Origin of the sequence: Streptococcus halitosis (genome assembly GCF_003143695.2) — a bacterium.
Classification (GTDB): domain Bacteria; phylum Bacillota; class Bacilli; order Lactobacillales; family Streptococcaceae; genus Streptococcus; species Streptococcus halitosis.
In genome coordinates, this window is record NZ_QEMY02000001.1 from 65,684 (window position 1) to 88,746 (window position 23,063).

A 23,063-nucleotide genomic window follows, 5' to 3' on the forward strand; every position below is an offset into this window, starting at 1 on the left:
TTGTGTTATCATGTAGAGGTAATGAAAGGAGAGAAAATGTCTGCTATAGAACGTATTACAAAAGCTGCTCATTTAATTAATATGAACGATATTATCCGTGAGGGGAACCCAACTTTACGCGCGGTTGCTGAGGAGGTCACTTTCCCACTGTCTGACCAGGAAATCATCCTTGGAGAAAAGATGATGCAATTCCTCAAAAATTCTCAGGATCCTGTTATGGCTGAAAAGATGGGACTCCGCGGTGGGGTTGGATTGGCCGCTCCTCAGTTAGATATCTCAAAACGCATTATCGCTGTTTTAGTGCCAAATATTGTGGAAGAAGGTGAAACTCCTCAGGAAGCCTACGACCTGCAAGCTGTTATGTACAATCCAAAAATCGTATCCCACTCTGTTCAGGACGCCGCCCTCGGTGAAGGAGAAGGGTGCCTATCTGTCGACCGTGTAGTTCCAGGCTATGTTGTTCGTCATGCCCGCGTCACTGTTGATTACTTTGACAAGGACGGAGAAAAACACCGCATCAAGCTTAAAGGATACAACTCTATCGTTGTCCAACATGAAATTGACCACATCAACGGAATCATGTTCTACGATCGTATCAATGAGAAAGACCCATTTGCTATCAAAGATGGACTCCTCATCCTCGAATAAAGAAAATCCCGTTGCAAGACGGGGTTTTGTGTTATAATAGAGGCATGAAAACAAATGATATTGTCTATGGCGTCCATGCCGTTACCGAAGCCCTCCTTGCAAATACAGGAAACAAACTCTACCTCCAAGATGATCTCCGAGGTAAGAATGTTGAGAAAGTCAAGGAACTGGCTGCTGAGAAAAAGGTCTCCATCTCTTGGACTTCAAAAAAATCCCTGTCTGAGATGACCGAAGGCGCTGTTCACCAAGGTTTTGTTCTACGAGTTTCCGAATTTGCCTATAGCGAGCTGGATCACATCCTTGCAAAAACACGCCAAGAAGAAAATCCACTTCTGTTGATTCTGGATGGTCTAACTGACCCTCACAACTTAGGTTCTATCTTAAGGACTGCTGATGCGACCAATGTTTCAGGTGTCATCATTCCCAAGCACCGTGCCGTCGGAGTGACTCCTGTCGTTGCCAAAACGGCCACAGGTGCTATTGAGCATGTACCGATTGCGCGAGTGACCAACCTCAGTCAAACTCTAGACAAACTCAAGGATGAAGGCTTCTGGACCTTTGGAACGGATATGAACGGTACTCCTTGCCACAAGTGGAATACAAAAGGAAAAATCGCCCTCATCATCGGAAATGAAGGAAAAGGCATCTCTAGCAACATCAAAAAACAGGTTGATGAGATGATTACCATTCCCATGAATGGACATGTTCAAAGCCTCAATGCCAGTGTTGCTGCAGCCATTCTCATGTACGAAGTTTTCCGAAATAGACTATAAAAAAAGTTTCCAGTCATCTGATTGGAAACTTTTTTATGATTATACTCAATGAAAATCAAAGAGCAAACTAGGAAGCTAGCTTAAGACAGCTCAAAGCACTGCTTTGAGGTTGTGGATAGAACTGACGAAGTCAGTACCCATACCTACGGCAAGGCGAAGCTGACGTGGTTTGAAGAGATTTTCGAAGTGTATTAACTATGTTCTGTAATAAATTTGTAAGCTTCTTGACCAGCGATAGCCCCATCTCCAACTGCTGTTGTTACTTGGCGAAGGTCTTTCTGGCGAACATCTCCAACCGCAAAGATACCGTCAACGGCAGTTTTCATGTGGTTATCTGTCACAATCCAGCCAGCCTGATCTTGAATATTCAAATCTTTGACAAAATCGCTAACGGGATCCAAACCAACATAGATAAAGACACCACCAAAGGCTTGCTCTGTTATTTGACCTGTTTTTACATTTTCAAATACGACAGATTCTACTCGGTTTTCACCTTTGATTTCCTTGACGACAGAGTCCCAGATAAAGTTGACTTTCTCATTAGCAAAGGCACGGTCTTGCAACACCTTTTGGGCACGAAGTTGGTCGCGACGGTGAACAATGGTAACAGTCTTGGCAAAGCGAGTCAAGAAGAGGGCTTCTTCTACCGCTGAATCTCCACCACCGACTACGAGCAAGTCTTGGTCACGGAAGAAAGCTCCATCACAGACTGCACAGTAAGAAACACCACGACTGTTCAGTTCTTCTTCTCCGGGAACTCCCAAAAGACGGTGTTTTGACCCAGTTGCCACGATGACAGTACGGGTTTCGTAAACTTGATCATCAGTGATTACCTTCTTATAGTCACCCTTGTCTTCAATATTTTCAACATAGCCATAAAGATGCTCTACTCCAAGGTTTTCAAGTGGTTCAAACATCTTTTCAGCCAATTCAGGTCCACTGATATTGGCATAACCTGGATAGTTTTCGATATCAGATGTGTTATTCATTTGCCCGCCTGGCAGACCACCTTCAATCAAGCCTACTTTCAGATTGCTTCGAGCAGCATATAAGGCAGCGGTCATTCCCGCAGGTCCAGCACCGATAATAATCGTATCGTACATTTCGATTCCTTCTTTCTTGTTGTAACTATCTTTATTCTAACTTATTCTTGCTAGTCACGCAAGGATTATGCCTTGAAAACCAAGAGCAAACTCATGACGGCAAAGGATAACACCGGAACGACCAAAACTCCAATCATAATCATATCATAGAGATGAGCTTGACGAGCCTTGGCTGTCTTGTCCACACCAGACATGGCTCTCAATCCAATCCAAATCCCCAGAAAAATCACGACAAGGATGGTCGTTAAGATCAAACTCTCGAAATATAAAGAAAACAGTTGCAGCAGCATGATCTCTCTCGTTTCTATCTTTTTTAAAGAGTAAACTCAGCTAGTCCAACTAACTGAGTTTTCCTTTTTCTATTATATCAAATATAAGTCCGTTTGTAACTAGCGAAGAATTCTTTTGTCCGTTCTTCTTTTGGATGATTGATGATTTCATCCGGTGTGCCAGACTCGATGATTTTCCCTTTATCTAGGAATAAAACCTTATCTGCCACTTGGGTTACAAAAGACATATCGTGACTGACCAAAATCATGGTCTGACCTGACTTGGCAGCGTCTGCAATAGACTTTTCTACTTCACCGACCAACTCTGGGTCAAGGGCTGAAGTGGGCTCATCCAAGAGCAAGACATCTGGTTTCATAGCAAGCGCACGCGCGAGGGCAACCCGTTGCTTTTGTCCACCTGATAAGTGGCGAGGGTAATGGTTTTCACGGTCAGAAAGACCAACTTTAGCCAACTCTTCCTTGGCGATTTTTGTTGCTTCCTCATCCGATAATTTCTTGACAACAACCAAACCTTCCTTAACATTGTCAAGAGCAGTTCGGCGTTCAAACAAATTAAACTGTTGGAAAACCATAGACAACTTGCGACGAAGGGTTAGGATTTCTTCTTGGCTAATCTGAGAAAAATCAACTTTAAAATTGTCAATCTGAATCGTTCCACTATCTGGAGTTTCAAGATAGTTCAAACTACGAAGAAAGGTTGATTTCCCAGCTCCAGATGAACCAATCAAGGCCACTACCTCCCCTTTTTGGATATCCAAGTCCAGATGATCCAAGACAGTTTGTCCTGAAAAGGATTTGCTTAAATTCGAAATCTTAATCATTAACGAAGGTCTCCTTTCACATCTGTTTGCACTGTATCAGGTGCAGAAATAGCCATTTTTCTCTCGATGAAACGACCGAGGCTTTCAATTCCGATATTGACTACCCAATAAACAAGGGCTACGGAGATGAAACGCTCAAAGTAACGATAATCTGCTCCACCCAAAATCTGAGCTTGAGCAAAAACTTCGACAACACCCGCACTAAAGGCTAGAGAAGTTCCCTTGGTCAAACCGATAAGAGAGTTAATCAAAGTCGGTGTCGCTACCACCGCCGCATTTGGAATAATCACGCGACGATAAACTTGAGCACGAGTCATACCCAGACTACGCGCCGCCTCAATTTCACCTGGATTAACAGAAAGGATGGCTGCACGAATCGTTTCACTTGCATAAGCCGCCTCATTAAAAGCAAAGGCCACAATCGCAAAAAGCGCTGCTGGAATCGCATTGATATTGAAACCAGTGCCCCATTGTTGGTTGATAGCTTTCAGTGCCAAAGGAATTCCGTAGTAGGTCAACATAAGTTGAACTAGGATTGGAGTACCTTTTAAGAAGCTAACGAAAAAGGCCTGCAAGGGATATAGAATTTTAACACGATTGATCTTAACAATGGCAAAAATCAAGGCAAGTAGCAAACCAAAGAGTGCACCTCCAAGTGTCAACATCAAGGTTGTAGGCAGTTGTTGGACAATCCTTGGAATTCCATCAAAGACCGAACGCAAACTAAAGAGTTTACCATCCGGAATGAGTTGCATCAAACTTTGGTACCAATCTGATGCTAAAAATGTTGTAACAGTCATAAAAACATCCTCTCCTGATAATGATTCATTCTATCATACTTCTGCTCGCAAGCAAATTATTTGCTACGGGCTACTCAGACTTTGTCTATCTTCTAGTTTATCACACTTTAAAACAGGGAGGCTATATATTTTACCTATCAAGGAGATAAATAAAAACTATCTCAAACCTAAGTTCTCATAGGGTTTTCTATAGCCGATTTGTTTAACAGCACCATTCTCCACCAAAATTGGACGTTTCAATAACATACCATCACTCGCTAGAAGCTTGGCTGCTTCTTGTTTTGACAAACTTCCCACCTTATCTTTTAGGCCCAGTTCGCGGTATTTGATCCCGCTAGTATTGAAAAATTGTTTCACTTCAAAACCGGAAGTTTCCAACCACTTCAAAATCACGTCTTCACTTGGTGTTTCTTCTACGATGTGGACAGCTTTGTAGTCCAGTCCAAGTTGATCCAATTCATTTTTTGCTTTCTTACAAGTTGAACATTTTGGGTATTCGATAAATTCTAACATCTTCTTTTCTTTCTATTTTTTATTTTCTTGAAATGCTGCACCTTCATGTTGCAAGAGCCAGGCTTTCTTTTCGACTCCAGATGCATAGCCTGTCAAGCGATTGCCTGACCCCAGCACCCGATGACAGGGAACAAGTATGGACCAAGGATTGCGCCCCACTGCTCCTCCAATCGCTTGAGCAGAAGCCACTTGCAGGTCTTGAGCTATTTGTCCGTAAGTTACTGTTTGACCATAAGGAATGGCCTGTAAGTAATCCCAAACCCGCTTTTCAAAATCTGTTCCAATGGGAGCTAAAGGTAAGTCAGATAGATCCTGAACACTGCCTTCGAAATAGGTATCTAAATAGGAAATAACTTGCTCTAATACAGGATGGCTAGCAACTTCTTCTATCGTTTCATCTCCTAATCCCCTCTCAAAATGAGTTTGGTCCTGTACCCAAATTCCATACAAATATTGCTCGTCAGCAACTAAGGATAAAGTTCCAATTGGCGACGGGTAGAGCATCTTTGCGTACTTTTTCTGCTTCATTTTTTTAATTTCTGATAGGCCAAACGTTCCCCATCAACTGGAACCTTACCAACCTGTTGGAAGCCTAGCTTTTCAAAGATATGCTGCATGGCCTTGTTTTCTGCATGCGTATCTGAGCGAAAATCTAGATAATCAAAACCTTCAATCAAGCCTTCTAGGAAAGTCTGAGCAACACCTTGTCCTTGGACATCTGCTGCCACAGCGATACGGTGAAAGACCAGATATTCTGATTCTTCCCCCTGCCAACTTCCTTCATAAATGGCTTCATAGGCTTCCTCTGGACTCTTGGTTACAGTAGCATAAGCTAGCAGTTCTCCTTCTTCCAAGGCCACATAGGCTTGGCCTGAGATGATATCATCAATAATGATATCTGCATTTGGATAGCCATTTTGCCACTGGTCGCTACCAGACTTTGCTAAGCACTTTTTGGCATCCTCCATCACCTGCATAATCGCATCCACTTCGTTTGGGAAAGCTAAACGAATCTCCATCTTTTCCCCTCATTTCTAACTATTTTCTCTCATCATAGCATAATTTAAAGCTTTCTACAAGCAGTTGAAACTTGACTTTTGTTTTTTATTATTTTATAATCTAGTTATCGAAACTAGATAAAAAGGAGTTGGAAATGAATTCTAACTTTTCCTACCCAAAATGGGAAGACATTCCAAACATTGACCTCTATCTGGATCAGGTTTTACTTTATGTCAATCAGGTCTGTGCCCCTATCTCTCCAGATAAGGACAAGGGACTAACAGCATCTATGGTCAATAACTATGTCAAACATGGTTACCTGACAAAGCCAGACAAGAAAAAATACCAACGCAAACAGATCGCCCGTTTGATTGCCATCACCACTCTCAAGTCTGTCTTTTCGATCCAAGAAATCGCTCAGACCCTTAATACTCTGCAAACTCAAGCGAGCTCAGACCAGCTCTACGATGCTTTTGTAGACTACATGAACCATGGGATTGATCCAGAAAATCCTATTATCCAAACTAGCTGTCAAACGGTTAAACTCTATCATCAAACTCTAGACTTAATCCTTATCAAAGAAGAGGAGGAAATCCAATGAATACCAGTCTAAAACTCAGTAAAAAACTCAGTTTTGGAGAGGAAATTGCTAATAGCGTGACCCATGCTGTGGGTGCCGTTATCATGCTCATCCTACTCCCCATTTCATCCACCTATAGTTATGAAGCACACGGATTTTTATCATCTTTTGGCGTTTCTATCTTTGTTATCAGTCTCTTTCTCATGTTCCTCTCGTCAACCATTTACCACTCTATGGCCTATGGTTCGACCCACAAATACGTCTTGCGAATCATCGACCATTCTATGATTTACGTGGCTATCGCGGGCTCTTATACGCCGGTCGTATTGACTTTGATGAATAACTGGTTTGGCTATCTGATCATTGCCATTCAGTGGGGAACGACCATCTTTGGCATCCTTTATAAAATCTTTGCTAAAAAGGTCAATGAGAAATTCAGCCTTGCCCTTTACCTGATCATGGGCTGGTTGGTTCTGGCTATCATTCCTGCCATTATCAGTCAAACAACACCAATTTTCTGGAGTCTCATGGTAACTGGTGGGCTCTGTTATACAGTTGGAGCTGGATTTTACGCTAAGAAAAAACCTTATTTCCACATGATTTGGCATCTCTTTATCCTAGCAGCATCTGCACTTCAGTACATCGCTATTGTTTATTACATGTAAAAAAGTTGAGAATCTTTTCTCAACTTTTTTCTTTACACATATTGATAAAATACTGGTGCAAGCGAGCATCATCTGTTAACTCAGGATGAAAAGAGGTCACCAGCATATTCTCTTCTTGAGCTGCAACGATTTGATCGTCTACTGTTGCTAAAATTTCTACACCCTCTCCAACACTACTGATAATCGGTCCACGGATAAAGGTCATGGGAATCTTGCCAACTCCCTTACATTCTGCCTCTGTATAGAAGCTTCCTAGTTGGCGCCCATAAGCATTGCGCTCAACCACTATATCCATGGTTCCAAGATGACTTTCTTCCTGAGAAGTGATTTCCTTAGCCAGCAAAATCAAGCCCGCACAGGTCCCAAAAACGGGTAATCCAGATAGAATGGCTTCTCGGATGGGAAGCAGCATGTTCTGGTCGCGCAAGAGCTTGCCCATGGTTGTAGACTCACCGCCAGGTAATATCAAACCCACCAAGTCACTCTGATGTTGTTGAAAATCCTCTAAATTTCTGATTTCGACACTAGAGACTCCTAGTTTATCTAGCACTTTTGCATGTTCTGCAAAGGCACCTTGCAAGGCCAATATTCCAATTTTCATCTATTTTCCTCGCTCAGCCATGAGAATTTGGATTTCATTCTCATTGATACCAACCATGGCTTCCCCTAGGTCTTCAGAGATTTGAGCCAGAATTTGAGGATTTTGGTAGTTGGTTACGGCCTTAACAATAGCACTTGCTCGTTTAACAGGATCTCCTGACTTGAAAATACCTGAACCGACAAAGACGCCCTCTGCTCCCAATTGCATCATCAGCGCAGCATCTGCTGGTGTTGCCACACCTCCGGCTGCGAAGTTAACAACTGGTAATTTTCCATGTTCATGAACGTATTGGACCAATTCTACAGGGACTTGGAGTTCTTTTGCTGCCACATAAAGTTCATCTTCACGGAGGTTTTGAATGCGGCGAATTTCTTGATTCATCATACGCATATGGCGAACGGCTTGGACGATATCTCCTGTACCCGGTTCTCCTTTTGTCCGAATCATGGAAGCTCCCTCAGCGATACGACGCAAGGCTTCACCCAAATCCTTAGCTCCACAGACAAAAGGAACTTGGAATTCTTTCTTGTCCACATGGAAACGATCGTCTGCTGGAGACAGCACTTCACTCTCATCGATATAGTCAATCTCAATAGCCTCTAAAATCTGAGCTTCAACAAAATGCCCGATTCTGACCTTGGCCATCACTGGAATACTGACCGCTTCTTGGATTTCCTTAATCATCTTTGGATCACTCATACGAGAAACTCCACCAGCTGCACGAATATCAGCTGGAATCCGCTCCAAGGCCATAACAGCTGCCGCACCAGCAGCCTCTGCGATACGAGCCTGTTCAGGGTTCTGAACGTCCATGATAACCCCACCTTTGAGCATCTGTGCCAAGTTTTTATTTAGTTCATAACGATTTTCAGTCATTTCTTAATCCTCATCATTTGTATTGGTAGCTACCATTTCATTTTAAGCCAGATTAGAATGAAGTACAAGATAGAAAAATAATAATTGTCTGGGTACAGATGGATTAAAAAAACTATCTGACCTTAACTTAAGGCCAGATAGCTCAGCTATTGTTATTTTTCAGCTGTAAGTGCAGCCATTGTAATGTAGTTGTATGGTTTGTTGAAATGTGGCAAGAAGAATAGGTCTGTCAAAGCCAATTTATCAATTGTCACATGCTCTTGGATAGCAAGTGAGAACATGTGGATTCCCATACTAATTGCAGCATCATGTGAAACCATTTGTGCACCAAGGATTTCGCGACTGTCTTTATCAAAGACAATCTTGATGGCAACTTCGTGGTTGTCATGCTTCATAAATTCTGGTTTTTGAAGATCGTTAAAGCCAGTTTCAGTTGCATTATAGCCTGCAGCTTTGGCTTTTTCAAGAGTCAAACCAGTTGAAACCATGTGAAGACCATAGATTGAAATACCGTTTGATCCTTGCACACCGATTCCTTCCAATTCATGTCCACAAGCATTGTAAGCACCAACGATACCAGTACGTACAGCGTTAGATGCAAGAGCGATGTAGCTAGTGTCTTTACGAGCATTGTCATAAACAGTCGCACAGTCACCAACAGCGTATACACCTGGGATAGATGTTTCTTGTTTCTTATCTACAAGGAAGGCACCGTTACGGAAGAGTTCAATCTTACCGTCAGCAAGAGCTGTGTTTGGACGGAAACCAACTGCAAGAACCACCATATCCACATCAAATGTTTCTTTGTCTGTTACCAAGCGTTCAACTTTACCGTCACCTTGGATGGCTTTAACTGTTTGACCAAGCGCCAAGCGGATGTTGTGGTCTTCCAAGTTCTTCGCCATCATTTGGGTGAAGTCTTTGTCATAGTAGCCGTTCAAAACAGTGTCTACGATATCAACAAGCACCACTTCTTTTCCAAGACGTTCGAAAGCTTCAGCCAGCTCAACACCGATGTAACCACCACCAACAACGGCAATGCGCTCAAGGTGTTTGCTCTTGTCAGCAAGTTTTTCGATAACTTCTTCTGCATTTTGGTACAACTTAACAAATTGAACATTTTCAAGTGTTGCTTTGAATTCGCGGTTACCTTTAACGATTTCTACACCTTCGATTGGAGGCAAAATAGGAGTTGAACCTGTCGCAAAGATCAATTTATCATAAGACTCTTTGTGCTCTTTTCCTTCAACTTCTGCAGTCACAACTTTGTTATCGTAGTCAATTGAAAGAACTGGTGAGTTCATGTAAATTTTAGCACCTTTTGCTTCCAATTTTTCTTTATCAGAGTAGAAGAGACCTTCTGGGCCATCAATTTGTTCCCCAATCCAAAGCGCCATTCCACAACCAAGGAATGAAATATTTGAGTTTTGGTCAAATACTACGATTTCGTTCTCATGACCAAAGTTATCCAACATCGTATTAATACAAGCTGTACCAGCGTGGTTAGCACCAACTACAACGATTTTACTCATAGAAAAATTCCTACCTTTAATTTTTGATTTACCTTCCTAGTATATCATTTACTGTTAGCGTTTACAAGACATTTGCTCAGAATTCTCTTTTTTTCAGAAAAAAATACACTTAACATTGATAAATCCAATTTTTCTATCGTTTTCATGCTAATTTTGAGCATATTTCTTGACTTTTTGTCAAAATCCATTTGTGAAAACGCTGACTTTATGGTATGCTAGTTACATGGAAAGAAAATGTAAGGGGTTTAATTTTTCTTTAACGACCTTATATTGAATGATTTCCTATAAAGAGAAAGGAGCTGGTAGCTTGTCTCTTCATTCACGTTCTGAACGGCTAATGGGAACAACTATCACGATTTCATTAGTAGATGAGCGGGCAGAAATCCTGCTTCAGGGCGCTTTTGACTTGCTCAAGGAGCTCGAATACCGCTTCAACGCCAATAGTCAAGAATCCGAACTGATGGAAATCAACTACAAGGCTGGAATCGCACCTGTTAAGGTTCATCCTGACCTATTTGAACTGATTGCTCTTGGACTAGAGCACAGCCTAGCTCCCTCTAGCCATCTAAATATCAGTATCGGTCCCTTGATTCAAACCTGGCGAATCGGATTTGCAGATGCACGGCTTCCAGACTCTAAAGAAATCGAAGCTGTCTTGCCTCTAGTTGACCCGCATTTTATCAAGTTGGATCCGACTAACTCTACTGTTTTTTTAAAGAAGAAAGGAATGAAGCTTGATTTAGGTTGTTTAGCCAAGGGCTATAGTGCAGATAAGGTTGCCCAGTATTTGAAAGAACACGGTGTCACCTCTGCACTGATCAATCTCGGAGGAAATATCCTCACCATCGGGGATAACCAAGCCAAAGAAGGGAAAGCCTGGCAGATTGGGATTCAAGATCCGCGAAATCCTCGTGGCAACCATCTCCTAACCATTCCTGCTTCTAACAAATCCGTTGTCACTTCAGGTATCTATGAACGCCACCTGACAGTAGATGGAAAAGACTATCACCATATCTTTGATAGTGAGACAGGATTCCCTGTCGAAACCGATCTTGCTAGCCTAACGATTATCTCTGATAAATCCGTTGATGGTGAGATTTGGACAACCCGCCTATTTGGAGAACGTAGCGCTTCTATCCTCTGGCAAGTCGAAAGTATAGATGGTATCGAAGCCATTCTCATCGACAAAGAGGGACGCCTTGCATGTTCTTCAGGCCTTCAAAATTGTATTATGTAAAAAGAGAAAGGAAATCTCATGCTAAAACTTATTGCCATTGTTGGAACGAACTCTAAACGTTCTACAAACCGCCAATTGCTCCAATACATGCAAAAACACTTTGCTGATAAATCTGAAATTGAACTCGTTGAAATCAAGGATATCCCTGTTTTCAACAAACCAGCAGATAAGCAACTTCCAGCTGAAATTCTTGAGATTGCAGCTAAAATTGAAGCATCTGACGGTGTGATTATCGGTACTCCTGAGTACGACCACTCTATCCCTGCAGTTTTGATGAGCGCTCTTGCTTGGCTATCTTACGGTATCTACCCACTTTTGAACAAACCAATCATGATTACTGGTGCTTCATACGGCACACTTGGTTCATCTCGTGCCCAATTGCAACTTCGTCAAATCTTGAATGCTCCTGAAATCAAGGCAAATGTTCTTCCAGATGAATTCTTGCTCTCACACTCTCTTCAAGCATTTAACCCAAGTGGTGACTTGGTTGACCTTGATGTCATCAAGAAATTGGATGCTATTTTTGATGACTTCCGTATCTTCGTGAAAATTACTGAAAAATTGCGCAACGCACAAGAATTGCTTCGTAAAGATGCAGAAGAATTTGACTGGGAAAATTTGTAAGATAGGAGACCGAAAGAATGAAATTTGTTGGACTTGTTGGATCAAACTACGATCAATCATATAACCGCAAACTCTTGGAATTTATCCGTCGTAATTTCAAATTCAAATTTGAATTAGAAGTTCTTGAAATTGACGAAGTTCCAATGTTTAACCAAGACGAAAAATGGGACGAAAGCTTCCAATTGCGTTTCTTGTATAACAAGATTACACGTGCTGATGGTGTCATTATCGCTACTCCTGAGCACAACCACACTATCTCAGCTTCACTCAAATCTGTACTCGAATGGCTTTCATACGAAGTTCATCCATTTGAAAACAAGCCTGTTATGATTGTGGGTGCATCATACTATGACCAAGGAACATCACGTGCCCAAGTTCACCTTCGTAAAATCCTTGACGCTCCAGGTGTTAATGCCTACACGCTTCCAGGTAATGAATTCCTTCTTGGTAAAGCTAAGGAAGCTTTTGATAACGACGGAAATATCACTAATGAAGGAACTGTTAAATTCCTTGAAACTTGCTTAGATAACTTTGTAAAATACGTAGGAGTCGTTTCAAAATTGAAAAAACCAAAACCAATTGAACCAGAAGACTTGGATTGTGGAAAACCAATCGCTACAACCATTACAGAAGTTGATCCTGACGATCCAGAATGGGTAGAAAAAGTTGCTGCAATCACTGGAGCTGTTTCTGGTGATACCTATGTCAAATTGGACCACGGTATCTTGACGGTTAACCAAATTGATATGTTCTTGAAAGCTATGCCATTTGAATTGACATACGCTGATGACAACAACCAATTCCTCTACTACAACAACGCTCACCAAGATCCAGACACCATGTTTGCCAAACGTGTACCACCTCAATCAGGTAACCGTATGTCGACTGTTCACAATTCTCTTCCACCAGCACGTATGAAGAATGTAGAGTGGGTTATCGGAACACTTCGTAACGGAAACCAAGAATACGTCCGTACGATCGTTCCAGGTTCTCCTGCAGGCGTCATCAATACTCACAACTACCAAGCGATGTACTATCCTGACGGATCATACGCTGGTATCAATGAAATTGTCTTTAACTTCCAACCATGGCTTGACTGGTACCTAAAAGAAACGGGTCAACGTTTGGTAGGTGGTAGCGGACCATTTGCTCCTGCTGCTGGAGGTCATGGAGACGCTGATGCTACTTCTGGCGCTTCTGATTCAGGTGATGCTGGAGGCCACGGTGGTGGCGCAGACGCTACTTCTGGTGCAAGCAACTAAGAAACCAAAAAGGAGCCATTTGGCTCCTTTTGTTATTACAACAGAAAAAGGGCTTGTAAATCATCTACAGCCCCCTTTCATTTTATGAGTTAGGATCATCTAAACTGCGACCGTGTAAACCTTTTTCACGTTGCACTTGGCGTAGTTTTTCTGGTGTGACGTCATTTCCCTCTTCATCAACAATCTTAATTCCTTCAATATGGTGACGAACAGCACGACGATAGCCTTCGATGTATTCCTCACGAAGTTTAGCTTGTTCTACTTTTTCAGCAGAAGTTAAGCCTTCTGTTTTTTTCTTTTTAGCGAGCTCGTTGATACGAGCGATTTTTTTTGAATCCATGTTTATCTCCTTTGTAAAAAGATACAGTTCGTTTAATAGAGAGTCTACTTGGTATTGATTTGGTTAAAGCGTGCAAGTTTAGCTGCTTTCTTGGTTAATTGCGACAAAACAGCCAATCGATTTTGACGAATATCTTGATCATCGGTCATTACCATAGTATTCTCAAAGAAAGCATCAATAACTGGACTAAGCGCAAAGAGTTGTTCTAATTGCTGACTTGCAGTCCCTGATAAAACGAGTGATTCTACTGCTTCCGCCAAGGCTTTCTCTTCTTCATTTTCAAAGAGAGCAGGATCAACTGTTTCAGATCCTTCTGCTTTCTCAGCCAAGTTGAAAGCACGTGAAAGAGATTCTACAGACGGTTTGAAGTTTTCTTCCTTGCTTGCTTCGACGAGAGCACTTGCTGCTTCCAACATATCCGCCACGACAAAGTTCGAACTTGCAAGGACCGCTTCCTTAATGTCTTTTGGAGTAGAACCCATCATCTTATCAACACGAGCCTTGATAAAGTCCATGACCTCTGCTTTATTTCCATAAGTCAAGCTGTCAAATTTCAAAGCATAAAGGCTATCAATCAACTCATCCATAGCAATGTGCCAACCAAAAGCATCCAAGATACGAACTACACCTTGCGTTGCACGACGAAGGGCATAAGGATCGTTAGAACCTGATGGAATCAAGCCTACTGAGAAGAAACTCAAAATCGTATCCAATTTGTCTGCAATGGCTAGAATGGCTCCAATCTTGCTCTCTGGGAGAGCTCCGTCCGCTGATGTAGGCATGTAGTGTTCACGAATGGCAGCCGCAACTGCTGGAGCTTCCCTAGCAAGAAGGGCATATTTCTCACCCATAATTCCTTGGAGTTCATCAAACTCACCAACCATCCCTGTCAACAAGTCAAACTTATAAATGGATGCTGCGCGGGCAAGATCAATCGTTTCATCCACTGATAAACCAGCTTTTTCCGCTAAAAGGACGGCAATCTGACCTGTACGAATCATGTGTTCACGAAGGGAACCAATCTTTTCATGGAAGGTCACCTGGTTCAATTTTTCAACAAGATCTGAAATGACCAATTTTTGGTCTTCACGCCAGAAGAATTCTCCGTCTTCCAAGCGGGCAACTAAGACTTTTTCATTACCCTTGATGACATTTTCCAAATGCTCTGCGTTTCCATTACGAACAGAAATGAAGTTTGGCAAGAGTTTACCATCCTGATCACGAACAACAAAGTAACGTTGGTGTTCCTTCATCGAAGTCACCAAGACTTCTTCTGGAACTTCAAGGTATTTGGCATCAAAACTTCCCATGAAGGCAGTTGGGTATTCAACCAAGTTCAAGACTTCGTTCAGTAAGTCAGCATCAATTTCGATACGTACACCATGTTCAGCTTCGATTGCCTTGATTTGGTCAACTATCATTTGCTCACGTTCACGAGGATCCGCGATTACAAACTGTTTACGAAGGTCTTCTTCATAGCTCAATGCTGACTGAATCTTAGTTTCTTGTCCCAAGAAACGATGACCACGACTCACACGACCGCCCTTAATATCAAGAAAATCCAAGTCAAACTCTTCTTCATCTAAAAGAACAGTCAAAGTGTGTACAGGGCGGATATATTCAAAAGTGTTGTTAGCCCAGTGCATGCTGACAGGGAAAGTCAGTGACTTCAAGACGTCTACTACACCTGGAACAATGGCTTCAACTGGTTGGCCTATTTCTTCCTTGGTGACATAGACATATTCTTCACCCTTGATTTCACGGAATTCGATATCTTCAACCGTCAAGCCTTTCCCACGGACAAATCCTTGAGCTGCTTTGGTGAAGTTTCCATCACCATCCAAGGCAATTTTCTTTGCTGGTCCCTTGAAATCTTCTGTCAAATCAGACTGTTTGTCTGCAAGACCAGTCACACGAACAGCCAAACGGCGTGGTGTTGAGAAGGTTTGAATGGCTTCAAAGGAAAGACGATTTTCTTTGAGGAAGGCTGCCATTTTTTCACCTAGTTGTTTTTCACTTGGAGTTACTACATAGGCTGGTAACTCTTCAAGACCGAGTTCTACTAATAAGTTTTTTGTCATGTTTTTTCTCCGAAAAGTATCTTTTTATTTTCCAGTTTGCCTTATGTGATTGGCACGCAAGCAACCAACTTCGTTGTTTCATTGCTAAAATTGGAGCCGAAAGTCTCCAATTTTGCCTAGTATCCTTAGCTTCACTAAGGATACCTTCATCACTGCGGCAACTGGCTCAAGGCTCACTCTGTTCGCCCATTTTCGTAAACTGTCACTCTCTTTATTCTGCGTCTTTTGCTAAGAGTTTAGCTCGTGTTGCTTCATCCAAAAGTGGGTAGCCTAGGCGTTTGCGTTCTGCGACAAAGGTTTTGGCTACGACACGGGCCAAGTTACGGATACGAGCGATATAGCCAGCGCGCTCGGTTACGGATACGGCACCACGCGCATCAAGCAGGTTAAAGGTATGTGAACATTTGAGAACATAGTCATAGGCAGGGTGAACCAAGCCTTCTTTTAATGCACGACCAGCTTCTTTTTCAAACTTATCAAAGTTTTCAAGCAACATTTCTTGGTCCGAAATTTCAAATGAATATTTTGAATGCTCGTACTCAGGCTGGATGAAAATTTCTCCATATTTTACGCCATCGGCCCACTCGATATCATAGACAGAGTCCACTTCTTGAATGTAAGAAGCCAAACGTTCCAAACCATAGGTAACTTCCGAAGTCACAGGGCCAGTTGCCAATCCACCAACTTGTTGGAAATAAGTGAACTGAGTGATTTCCATCCCATCAAGCCAAACTTCCCATCCAAGACCAGCTGAACCAGTAGAAGGGTTTTCCCAGTTGTCCTCAACGAAACGAATATCGTGTTCCAAAGGGTTGATTCCCAATTTTTCTAAAGACTCAAGGTAAAGTTCTTGGATATTTGATGGAGAAGGCTTCATGACCACTTGGAATTGGTGGTGTTGGTAGAGACGGTTAGGATTTTCTCCATAACGACCATCAGCAGGACGGCGTGATGGCTCCACATAAGCCGCATTCCATGGCTCAGGTCCGATAGCACGAAGGAAAGTGTAAGGACTCATCGTCCCCGCACCTTTTTCATTATCATAAGCCTGCATAAGCATACAACCTTGGTCATTCCAAAATTGTTGCAAAGTCAAAATAATTTCTTGAAATGTTAATTTCTTAGACATTGAATACTCCTTAATAAAAAATGATTTTTTGCGACACGAGTCTGCCTTGTCGATTATACGAGGCAAGACGAGTTAGTACTGCGTCTAGCTCAGGCACTCTAGTGCTGAGCGTGGGGCAGTCCGACTGTAAGGAGGTCTCTGCCACTGACGCAGTGGAAAGTCAATTTTTTAGACATTATTTACTCCTTTATTATAAATTTTTGTGACTTTGGATACAAAAAGAACCGTGTCTTTGCTCCTAAGTCTGTGACCTAGGGGCGTCTGAAACGCGGTTCCACCCTAATTTATTACTTCATTGTTTTTAAAAATACGACAGAAAGCGCCAGTTTCTTACCTTGTTCTACTTGGCTCCCACTACCCCAAGCTCGCTGAAGAACGCCATAAGACTTTCTTTCCTAGCTAGTATTATAGCAGATTTTCTAGCCAGTGTAAACCAAAAATGAGTCTGAAAACAAAGTTCCAGACTCATTTAATAGTAAAGCTTCAGAAAGTCCTGTTTAAGGATGTCTTTTCGCTTTTGGTTTTTTGCCATGTAGATTTCTCTTGGCTTGTTTCAAGGCTGTAATGGCATCTTTGACATCTTCTTGGCTCGCTCCTGGATCTTTAAGGAGTTCCTGTGCCTCTTTAAAAGTTAGAAGATAAGCTGCTTTTTCTTTCTTGTCTGCATAGATAAATCTCGCGTTCTTTTCTTGGAAAAGACGTTCATCCTTGACCAGTTTCTTTAGACTAGAGAAGTCTGTGGCCTTGCCATTTAGTTTACTTTTAGCTGTAGCTAGGGCAATAAGAGATTGGTCAATTTGATCTTGTTTGACTTTAGGGTCCACAGCGAGTAAAGCAATTTCTTGGAAGGCACGATCATAAGCACGACGTACTTTTTCCTTGGCATTAGCATATCGTCCAGTTTTAGTCGTTGCATAGTAAGCTTTCATAGCTTCTTTCAAGGCTGTAACGTTCGAATCTTTTCCATCCAAAGCTTTACCAGCAGCCTCAATACTAGCGAGAACGCCATCAATCAATTCTTGCTTCAACTTGCTTGATAAGGCTGACTGCGCCACTTGGAAAGCTTGGTCATAAGCTTTTCTCTTATCTGCACTACTATTAAAGTAACGAGACGTTTCTACCAGTTCTTTTTGTTGATTTACCGCAGCAATTAAGGCCAACTTAGACACAACAGATAGACGCAAAGCATTATTTCGACCTGGCTGAACGAGCAAGGAAACGAGATCTTCAAGGAGTTCATATCCAGTTGGCAAGGTGACTTGTACAGTATAACGACCTGTAGCAACTTTCTTACCAAAGGCGTATTGACCGTATTTTTCAGCAGGAAGAGTGATACTTGTCCCATCTTCTCCTTTCAAAACTACTGTAGTCGTCTTTGGAACTGCTCGATTGAAGGAAACAGACACAGGTGCATATTCTAGGAGATTTGCTAGGAAGGTAATGGTTTGGAAACTATTTTCTTCCGTCAAGTCAAACTCTTGGGATAAGGCACTGATAAATTTCAATTCTGTTCGGTCATAACTGAAAATTTCTGCTGTATAATGACCAAACTGTAAGAAATGAATCGCTTTTGTCTTGTCAACATCAACATATTGCCCCTTGCTATTTTTGATTCGATAGACGTAGAGGGTATCAATATCTTGTTTTGTTTTTGCATTCTTCAAGGCAATTTTCACTCGACCACTATTTTGATCGCGCACAAGTTCAGCAAGTGAGATATAGTCTACATTTCCTGCATAGTCCTCAACAAGATAGTAAATATTAGCCTTGTCAACATCCTTAGGAAGTGTATAACTACCGTCAGCATTGGCCTTAATCAGATGGGTGTTCTCAAGCGCACGAGTTCCAGACTGGTCTTTCCCAGTTAGAACCATGGTCCCTTTCTGGTCAAATGGTGTGAGGTAGAAGACTTTTTCTGAAAGGATACCGCCTTGACCCACATCTTTGGGTTTGCGAGCTACGAATTCTTGGTTTCCATCTTTAAAACGAATATATCCACTTGTGATGACAGGTTTTTGAGTATCAATTTGAATTTTGAAGGTCGTGTGTTGTTCTTTAGCTCCTGGAACGTCTGGTGTATAACTGATAACATAGTCATATAAACCATCCGCAACAGTATTGCCATCAAAATCCTGGCCTCTCCAAGCAGTATTATCTAGAATATAACTCTTCAGATTTCTACTGTCACCATCAAAGTAATTCTTACGAAGATCCTTTGCATCGCCCTCCCAAATAGGATGTTCATGCTTGGTATCCGTAGCCGCATAAACTGTAGCACGAAGATTTACAAGATTTCTCAAAGCAACCGTTTTGTATTCAACTAGGTCTTTGTTTCCATCATCATTTGGAGAAATAGCAATACGGACATTCCCTTTTTCGTCCAACTGAAGAACATGCTTACCTTCAGCATTTTGTTCGATTCCAAGAACGGTAATTCGTCGTCCTTGGCGTTGACCTTGAGAAACTAGAAGGTCATTTTGCAAGGTTGCGAGATAGGTGGCATCATTAGAGTAGTTAACGGCAGGATTTTCCTTGTCTACCTCTGTGTAAAATCCATTTTTCCCTTCTCGAACAAGGTTGTAAATTGGTTTTTCGACAGCGGGAAGATTTTGGAATTCACCTCGGAAGCCCATAAATGCAAGACTAACAATATCCCCATCATCTGCTGGATCTACAAAGCGAACAAACCCTTCTAGGAAATAGCCATTTGGCATTTGTTTGCTGAGTTCAGCAGCAAATTTTCGAGCATCCACTTTAACAGTGACTGTTTGACTGCTGTGGGATTTGACCGTCACTTCTGGCCAGACTGTCTCTGTTAATTTTCGAGGTCGAAGGGTAAATTTCCCATCTTGGACATCGTCTGTATTGGTATTCACCACCATCTTGAGAGTACGGTCAGTATCTGATATATTGTGTACAGTGACCTTAAAAGTAAATTGATCTCCAACATTTCCTAAAGTCACACTTGGATAGCCATTTTCACCCGTTACATAGAGGTCTGTTGACACTGCAGCAGCAGTATCCACAATCCCAGAACCTTGCTGACGAGGAGAGGTATAAGTGCCTGTATCCTTATTAACATGTGGTTTTGCAGTTGACATGATCAAGGCCTTGACAGTCTCTGATACTTGCTCAGGAGTCAATTCTGGATGGTGTTTTTGAAGGTATTCCTTAACCAGAACGGCAACACCCGTAACGTGAGGAGCCGCCATACTGGTGCCACTAATACTTCCATAGGTATTGTCATTAAAGGATGAGTAGATATTGCCACCAGGAGCTGTTACGTCTGGTTTCAATTGTCCATCAGTAGTCACCCCCCAACTTGAAAAGTCAGATAGCTGATTGGCTACATCGGAAGGGCGATTATCCATCTTACCATTAAAAACAATCTTATAGTTTCCTGATTTTAAGGCTTCACCATACTGTTTAGAAATAAATACAGAAGGAATTTTCTTTGCTTCATCATCAATAGACATATTGATGTTTGCGCCTTCTACATTATTGTAGATCAAGGCACCAACTGCACCGTGTTTTCGTGCATTTTTGATCTTCTCTGAAAAGTTCATGACTCCACGCTGAATGAGGGCCAGTTTCCCAGTTAAATCCAACTTAGCAAAGTCTTCTTCACGACCTAAGCCTGCTTCGACATATTCATACTCTTTTCCTTTTTCAAAGTCCTTATCTGCCTCAGGTTGATTATAATCAAATTTTCCGTTATGAAGGCCGGCATTTCCCTCTAGACCTTTGACTTCAAAAACCGCTGTTGTCAATGTTTTGTTGTTGACAGAAGCAACTGAAATCGAATCCTCAACAGTGGATGGATTTCCAACCAAGCCATAGTCTGGGTTTTCGGCTAGCGGTTTTGAATAACCATTTCCGAATGTATTGCTATTTCCTGCTGAGATAAGAACAGAAACTCCCTTGGCACGAGCCCGTTTGATAGCATCCACAATATCAGAACCAGCATCTACCATAGAACCAGTGCTAGATCCCAAACTCATATTAATGGCATCTGCTCCCAAGGCAACTGCGTCATCAATCGCCTTTACATAAAGGGCCGAACTTGTCGTTTTTTGGCGATCTGAAAAGACACGCATAAACGTGACTTGGGCTTCTGGTGCAACACCATAGACCTTTTCACCATTCGGTGCTTCTTTATCAGGGTTTCCAGCAGCAATCCCTGTTACGTGCATTCCATGAGAAGTTCTTTCTGCTTCTTTAATCTTATCTGTTCCGTCAAAGTAGTCATAGGCATAGACAACCTTATCACTATACCATTTACCGTAGTCGATCCCAGCAGCCTTTTTAGCTGCTTCGATGGCTTCCTTGTTTTTAAATTTTGCTTTTGACGGATCCGAAATTCGAAGAACCTCATGATTCAAATCAAGCCCAGAGTCAATTATGGCAACAACGGTCCCTGTCCCCTTGTAACCAGCCTTCCAAGTTTTCGGCACTGTGATGATATCATTGCTTGAAAGACTATTGGGTTTTGCAGACTCAGCTTTTTCTTGTTCTTTTTCAGTACTTGCTGTTTGTCCAGTAGTTTTAGGAACTGTCGTTGCTTGAGCCTCTTTTTTCTCTATGGTAGAGACCTTCTCAGTGGCAGACGCGATACTCGTATTGACTGTTGTTTCTTTTTGGACGACACCTTGATTTCCTTCATTTGCAACTGCGCTATCTTTTCCTGATTCTTGAGATTCGACAGTTTTATCAACTGGGGCTTCTACCCTAGCATCTTGTTTACTAGCATCCTCTTTAGAAGTTTCAACTTCCTGTTTCTCTCCAGCTACTGGAGCTATCACATTAGTATTGGTTTGGTCAGTTGAAGAGCTTGAGTGTTTATCGTCTTTTAGCTCTGTCTTGATTTCCTGAGTTTGAGCTTGATTTTCACCTGTACTCTGCTCATTGGCATTAACTTGACTTGCTCCAAAAAACAATGCAGTTCCCAATAAAACTGAAGCAAGACCAAATTTGTATTTCCGTAATGAAAAACGTTGTCGTCTATTCATAAACAATCTCCTTTTTCTTTAAAGTATACCTATTATAACGCAAATAATCATAAATTTTCATAAAAATCTGAATTGTCACAAAAATGTAATATTTACGTATATATTTTGCTTGTTTAATTTTATCATTCGCGTTATTTTCTCTATCAAACCAATATTTTCTGAGTTCGTTCCTATATTTCAATTCATAAAATTATTTCATTATACAAACAATCTAGTTTTTTATACATAAAAAGACTAGGATTTAAAATTCCTAGTCTTTGTTATTTCGGTATAAATCGATTTTAAAAATTAAAAATCCATCTCATCCACACGTGGTGCGCCCGAAGTCACTGAAATTGTCTTTAAGACTTCTTGCTCGTATTTGCTGAGTTCAATTCCAAAACAATCAAGATTGCTCTGGATGCGAGAGGCTGTTACGGACTTAGGTAGAGGTAAGAAACCTTCTGCCAAACTCCAAGCCAAGGCGATTTGAGCCACTGATTTCCCATGCTTAGCAGCAATTTCTTGGACTTCTTTCTGTTCAAACAACTCTCCTTGGCCAAAAGGTCCCCATGCCTCTAGAAGAATGCCTTTCTCTCTACAGTAGTCAACCACTTCCTCTTGATAAACTCCTGGTGCCAAGCGTACCTGATTGACCGCCGGGATGATTCTTGCTGTCTCAAGCAAGGCATCCAAATGATGAGGAAGGAAATTACTAACGCCGATAGCACGGATTTTGCCTTCTTGGTAAAGGTCCTCCATCGCTCTCCAGACTTCAGCATTACGAGTTTTCCATTCGTCATTTTCTCTTAAAGGTTTTGGATTTGGCCAATGGATAAGGTACAAATCTAGATAATCCAATCCCAGTTTTTCCATTGATTCTTCAAATGCTTGGCGAGTTTCTTCATAGCTGTGATTGGTATTCCAGAGTTTGGTCGTTACAAAGATTTCTTGTCGTGGAATACCGCTATCTCGAATAGCACGACCAACACTTTCCTCATTTTTATAGATAGCTGCAGTATCGATATGACGATAACCAGCCTTTAAGGCTTCTAAAACGGCTTGATAGGCTACCTCTCCATTTTCAGCTTTCCATGTTCCAAATCCTAGTACAGGAATGGAAACTCCATTATTAAGGGTGTAAGATTTCATCGTTTTTCCTTTCTATGTGAAGAAAATCTAAAGAAACAAAATCCTGATT

Annotated in this window: 22 protein-coding genes; 7 read left to right on the forward strand and 15 right to left on the reverse strand. The window is 41.7% G+C overall.

Features of this window, described 5'->3' with window-relative positions; genetic code table 11:
• Positions 1-36: 36 nt before the first annotated feature.
• Together def and rlmB are read left to right on the forward strand one after the other, a co-directional pair.
• Entirely contained in the window at positions 37-648 is a 612-nt protein-coding gene (gene def / locus DB729_RS00365; protein WP_001272963.1) for a peptide deformylase, read from the forward strand.
• 44 nt (positions 649-692) lie between these two features.
• Positions 693-1,421, forward strand: a complete 729-nt coding sequence (gene rlmB / locus DB729_RS00370; RefSeq protein WP_007517462.1) for a 23S rRNA (guanosine(2251)-2'-O)-methyltransferase RlmB — start codon at positions 693-695, stop codon at positions 1,419-1,421.
• A gap of 191 nt (positions 1,422-1,612) precedes the next feature.
• On the opposite strand, the gene trxB is transcribed toward rlmB, so the two are convergent.
• The 7 genes from trxB to DB729_RS00405 form a co-directional block, all read right to left on the reverse strand.
• Positions 1,613-2,524 (reverse strand): thioredoxin-disulfide reductase, encoded by a 912-nt coding sequence (gene trxB, locus DB729_RS00375; protein WP_000272337.1) that lies wholly within the window; start codon positions 2,522-2,524, stop codon positions 1,613-1,615.
• Positions 2,525-2,589: 65 nt separating this feature from the next.
• Complete coding sequence (locus tag DB729_RS00380) at positions 2,590-2,814, reverse strand: DUF4059 family protein (protein ID WP_000926603.1); 225 nt, start codon at positions 2,812-2,814, stop codon at positions 2,590-2,592.
• A 77-nt stretch (positions 2,815-2,891) separates the two neighbouring features.
• A complete protein-coding gene (locus tag DB729_RS00385) occupies positions 2,892-3,635 on the reverse strand; it encodes an amino acid ABC transporter ATP-binding protein (protein ID WP_000590976.1) in 744 nt (247 codons plus the stop codon).
• Complete coding sequence (locus DB729_RS00390) at positions 3,635-4,435, reverse strand: amino acid ABC transporter permease (protein WP_000219161.1); 801 nt, start codon at positions 4,433-4,435, stop codon at positions 3,635-3,637. Before DB729_RS00390 ends, DB729_RS00385 begins: the two co-directional genes overlap by 1 nt.
• Before the next feature lie 156 nt (positions 4,436-4,591).
• Complete coding sequence (locus tag DB729_RS00395) at positions 4,592-4,948, reverse strand: arsenate reductase family protein (RefSeq protein ID WP_057488562.1); 357 nt, start codon at positions 4,946-4,948, stop codon at positions 4,592-4,594.
• A gap of 12 nt (positions 4,949-4,960) precedes the next feature.
• Positions 4,961-5,476, reverse strand: a complete 516-nt coding sequence (locus DB729_RS00400) for a methylated-DNA--[protein]-cysteine S-methyltransferase (RefSeq protein ID WP_084851636.1) — start codon at positions 5,474-5,476, stop codon at positions 4,961-4,963.
• Positions 5,473-5,967, reverse strand: a complete 495-nt coding sequence (locus DB729_RS00405) for a GNAT family N-acetyltransferase (protein WP_033584992.1) — start codon at positions 5,965-5,967, stop codon at positions 5,473-5,475. The genes DB729_RS00400 and DB729_RS00405 overlap by 4 nt, the downstream gene beginning before the upstream one ends.
• A 134-nt stretch (positions 5,968-6,101) precedes the next feature.
• Between DB729_RS00405 and DB729_RS00410 the strand changes: the two genes are divergently transcribed.
• Together DB729_RS00410 and trhA are read left to right on the forward strand one after the other, a co-directional pair.
• The gene (locus DB729_RS00410) at positions 6,102-6,548 is read left to right on the forward strand and encodes a DUF1836 domain-containing protein (protein WP_001087578.1); all 447 of its coding nucleotides are present in this window, start codon (positions 6,102-6,104) and stop codon (positions 6,546-6,548) included.
• On the forward strand, positions 6,545-7,192 hold the full coding sequence (gene trhA, locus DB729_RS00415) for a PAQR family membrane homeostasis protein TrhA (protein WP_001097972.1): 648 nt from the start codon (positions 6,545-6,547) through the stop codon (positions 7,190-7,192). The genes DB729_RS00410 and trhA overlap by 4 nt, the downstream gene beginning before the upstream one ends.
• A gap of 19 nt (positions 7,193-7,211) precedes the next feature.
• Here the strand turns inward: trhA and pdxT are convergent, their stop codons facing one another.
• The 3 genes from pdxT to nox all read right to left on the reverse strand — a co-directional run bounded on the left by pdxT (position 7,212) and on the right by nox (position 10,201).
• Positions 7,212-7,793 (reverse strand): pyridoxal 5'-phosphate synthase glutaminase subunit PdxT, encoded by a 582-nt coding sequence (pdxT, locus tag DB729_RS00420; RefSeq protein WP_045616889.1) that lies wholly within the window; start codon positions 7,791-7,793, stop codon positions 7,212-7,214.
• Positions 7,794-8,669 (reverse strand): pyridoxal 5'-phosphate synthase lyase subunit PdxS, encoded by an 876-nt coding sequence (gene pdxS, locus DB729_RS00425; RefSeq protein WP_045616888.1) that lies wholly within the window; start codon positions 8,667-8,669, stop codon positions 7,794-7,796.
• A gap of 152 nt (positions 8,670-8,821) precedes the next feature.
• On the reverse strand, positions 8,822-10,201 hold the full coding sequence (gene nox, locus DB729_RS00430; protein WP_000036760.1) for a H2O-forming NADH oxidase: 1,380 nt from the start codon (positions 10,199-10,201) through the stop codon (positions 8,822-8,824).
• A 307-nt stretch (positions 10,202-10,508) separates the two neighbouring features.
• On the opposite strand from nox, the gene DB729_RS00435 reads away from it, so the two are divergent.
• From DB729_RS00435 to DB729_RS00445, 3 genes are read left to right on the forward strand one after another with little or no spacing between them, the layout of a single operon-like run.
• On the forward strand, positions 10,509-11,438 hold the full coding sequence (locus DB729_RS00435; RefSeq protein WP_109289835.1) for an FAD:protein FMN transferase: 930 nt from the start codon (positions 10,509-10,511) through the stop codon (positions 11,436-11,438).
• 18 nt (positions 11,439-11,456) lie between these two features.
• Positions 11,457-12,062 (forward strand): NADPH-dependent FMN reductase, encoded by a 606-nt coding sequence (locus DB729_RS00440; protein ID WP_109289798.1) that lies wholly within the window; start codon positions 11,457-11,459, stop codon positions 12,060-12,062.
• 17 nt (positions 12,063-12,079) lie between these two features.
• Positions 12,080-13,324, forward strand: coding sequence for an NAD(P)H-dependent oxidoreductase (locus tag DB729_RS00445; protein ID WP_000673667.1), 1,245 nt, complete (start codon positions 12,080-12,082; stop codon positions 13,322-13,324).
• A gap of 82 nt (positions 13,325-13,406) precedes the next feature.
• On the opposite strand, the gene DB729_RS00450 is transcribed toward DB729_RS00445, so the two are convergent.
• The 5 genes from DB729_RS00450 to DB729_RS00470 form a co-directional block, all read right to left on the reverse strand.
• Positions 13,407-13,664, reverse strand: coding sequence for a DUF896 family protein (locus DB729_RS00450; RefSeq protein WP_000377481.1), 258 nt, complete (start codon positions 13,662-13,664; stop codon positions 13,407-13,409).
• Between the two features lie 44 nt (positions 13,665-13,708).
• Positions 13,709-15,745 carry a glycine--tRNA ligase subunit beta gene (gene glyS, locus DB729_RS00455; RefSeq protein WP_109289797.1) on the reverse strand — a complete coding sequence of 679 codons (2,037 nt, stop codon included), beginning with the start codon at positions 15,743-15,745 and terminating at the stop codon, positions 13,709-13,711.
• 211 nt (positions 15,746-15,956) lie between these two features.
• Positions 15,957-16,874, reverse strand: a complete 918-nt coding sequence (gene glyQ / locus DB729_RS00460; RefSeq protein WP_109289796.1) for a glycine--tRNA ligase subunit alpha — start codon at positions 16,872-16,874, stop codon at positions 15,957-15,959.
• Positions 16,875-17,371: 497 nt separating this feature from the next.
• Entirely contained in the window at positions 17,372-21,883 is a 4,512-nt protein-coding gene (locus DB729_RS00465) for a S8 family serine peptidase (RefSeq protein WP_109289795.1), read from the reverse strand.
• 288 nt (positions 21,884-22,171) lie between these two features.
• Positions 22,172-23,014, reverse strand: a complete 843-nt coding sequence (locus tag DB729_RS00470; RefSeq protein ID WP_109289793.1) for an aldo/keto reductase — start codon at positions 23,012-23,014, stop codon at positions 22,172-22,174.
• Positions 23,015-23,063: the final 49 nt, after the last annotated feature.

Coding starts and splice junctions, on each gene's coding strand:
- DB729_RS00450 (WP_000377481.1), bottom strand. CDS start 13,664: ATGGATTCAAAAAAAATCGCTCGTATCAACGAGCTCGCTAAAAAGAAA.
- nox (WP_000036760.1), bottom strand. CDS start 10,201: ATGAGTAAAATCGTTGTAGTTGGTGCTAACCACGCTGGTACAGCTTGT.
- rlmB (WP_007517462.1), top strand. CDS start 693: ATGAAAACAAATGATATTGTCTATGGCGTCCATGCCGTTACCGAAGCC.
- DB729_RS00440 (WP_109289798.1), top strand. CDS start 11,457: ATGCTAAAACTTATTGCCATTGTTGGAACGAACTCTAAACGTTCTACA.
- DB729_RS00400 (WP_084851636.1), bottom strand. CDS start 5,476: ATGAAGCAGAAAAAGTACGCAAAGATGCTCTACCCGTCGCCAATTGGA.
- DB729_RS00380 (WP_000926603.1), bottom strand. CDS start 2,814: ATGCTGCTGCAACTGTTTTCTTTATATTTCGAGAGTTTGATCTTAACG.
- DB729_RS00405 (WP_033584992.1), bottom strand. CDS start 5,967: ATGGAGATTCGTTTAGCTTTCCCAAACGAAGTGGATGCGATTATGCAG.
- trhA (WP_001097972.1), top strand. CDS start 6,545: ATGAATACCAGTCTAAAACTCAGTAAAAAACTCAGTTTTGGAGAGGAA.
- pdxS (WP_045616888.1), bottom strand. CDS start 8,669: ATGACTGAAAATCGTTATGAACTAAATAAAAACTTGGCACAGATGCTC.
- glyS (WP_109289797.1), bottom strand. CDS start 15,745: ATGACAAAAAACTTATTAGTAGAACTCGGTCTTGAAGAGTTACCAGCC.
- DB729_RS00395 (WP_057488562.1), bottom strand. CDS start 4,948: ATGTTAGAATTTATCGAATACCCAAAATGTTCAACTTGTAAGAAAGCA.
- DB729_RS00385 (WP_000590976.1), bottom strand. CDS start 3,635: ATGATTAAGATTTCGAATTTAAGCAAATCCTTTTCAGGACAAACTGTC.
- DB729_RS00390 (WP_000219161.1), bottom strand. CDS start 4,435: ATGACTGTTACAACATTTTTAGCATCAGATTGGTACCAAAGTTTGATG.
- DB729_RS00465 (WP_109289795.1), bottom strand. CDS start 21,883: ATGAATAGACGACAACGTTTTTCATTACGGAAATACAAATTTGGTCTT.
- DB729_RS00410 (WP_001087578.1), top strand. CDS start 6,102: ATGAATTCTAACTTTTCCTACCCAAAATGGGAAGACATTCCAAACATT.
- DB729_RS00470 (WP_109289793.1), bottom strand. CDS start 23,014: ATGAAATCTTACACCCTTAATAATGGAGTTTCCATTCCTGTACTAGGA.
- glyQ (WP_109289796.1), bottom strand. CDS start 16,874: ATGTCTAAGAAATTAACATTTCAAGAAATTATTTTGACTTTGCAACAA.
- DB729_RS00445 (WP_000673667.1), top strand. CDS start 12,080: ATGAAATTTGTTGGACTTGTTGGATCAAACTACGATCAATCATATAAC.
- def (WP_001272963.1), top strand. CDS start 37: ATGTCTGCTATAGAACGTATTACAAAAGCTGCTCATTTAATTAATATG.
- pdxT (WP_045616889.1), bottom strand. CDS start 7,793: ATGAAAATTGGAATATTGGCCTTGCAAGGTGCCTTTGCAGAACATGCA.
- trxB (WP_000272337.1), bottom strand. CDS start 2,524: ATGTACGATACGATTATTATCGGTGCTGGACCTGCGGGAATGACCGCT.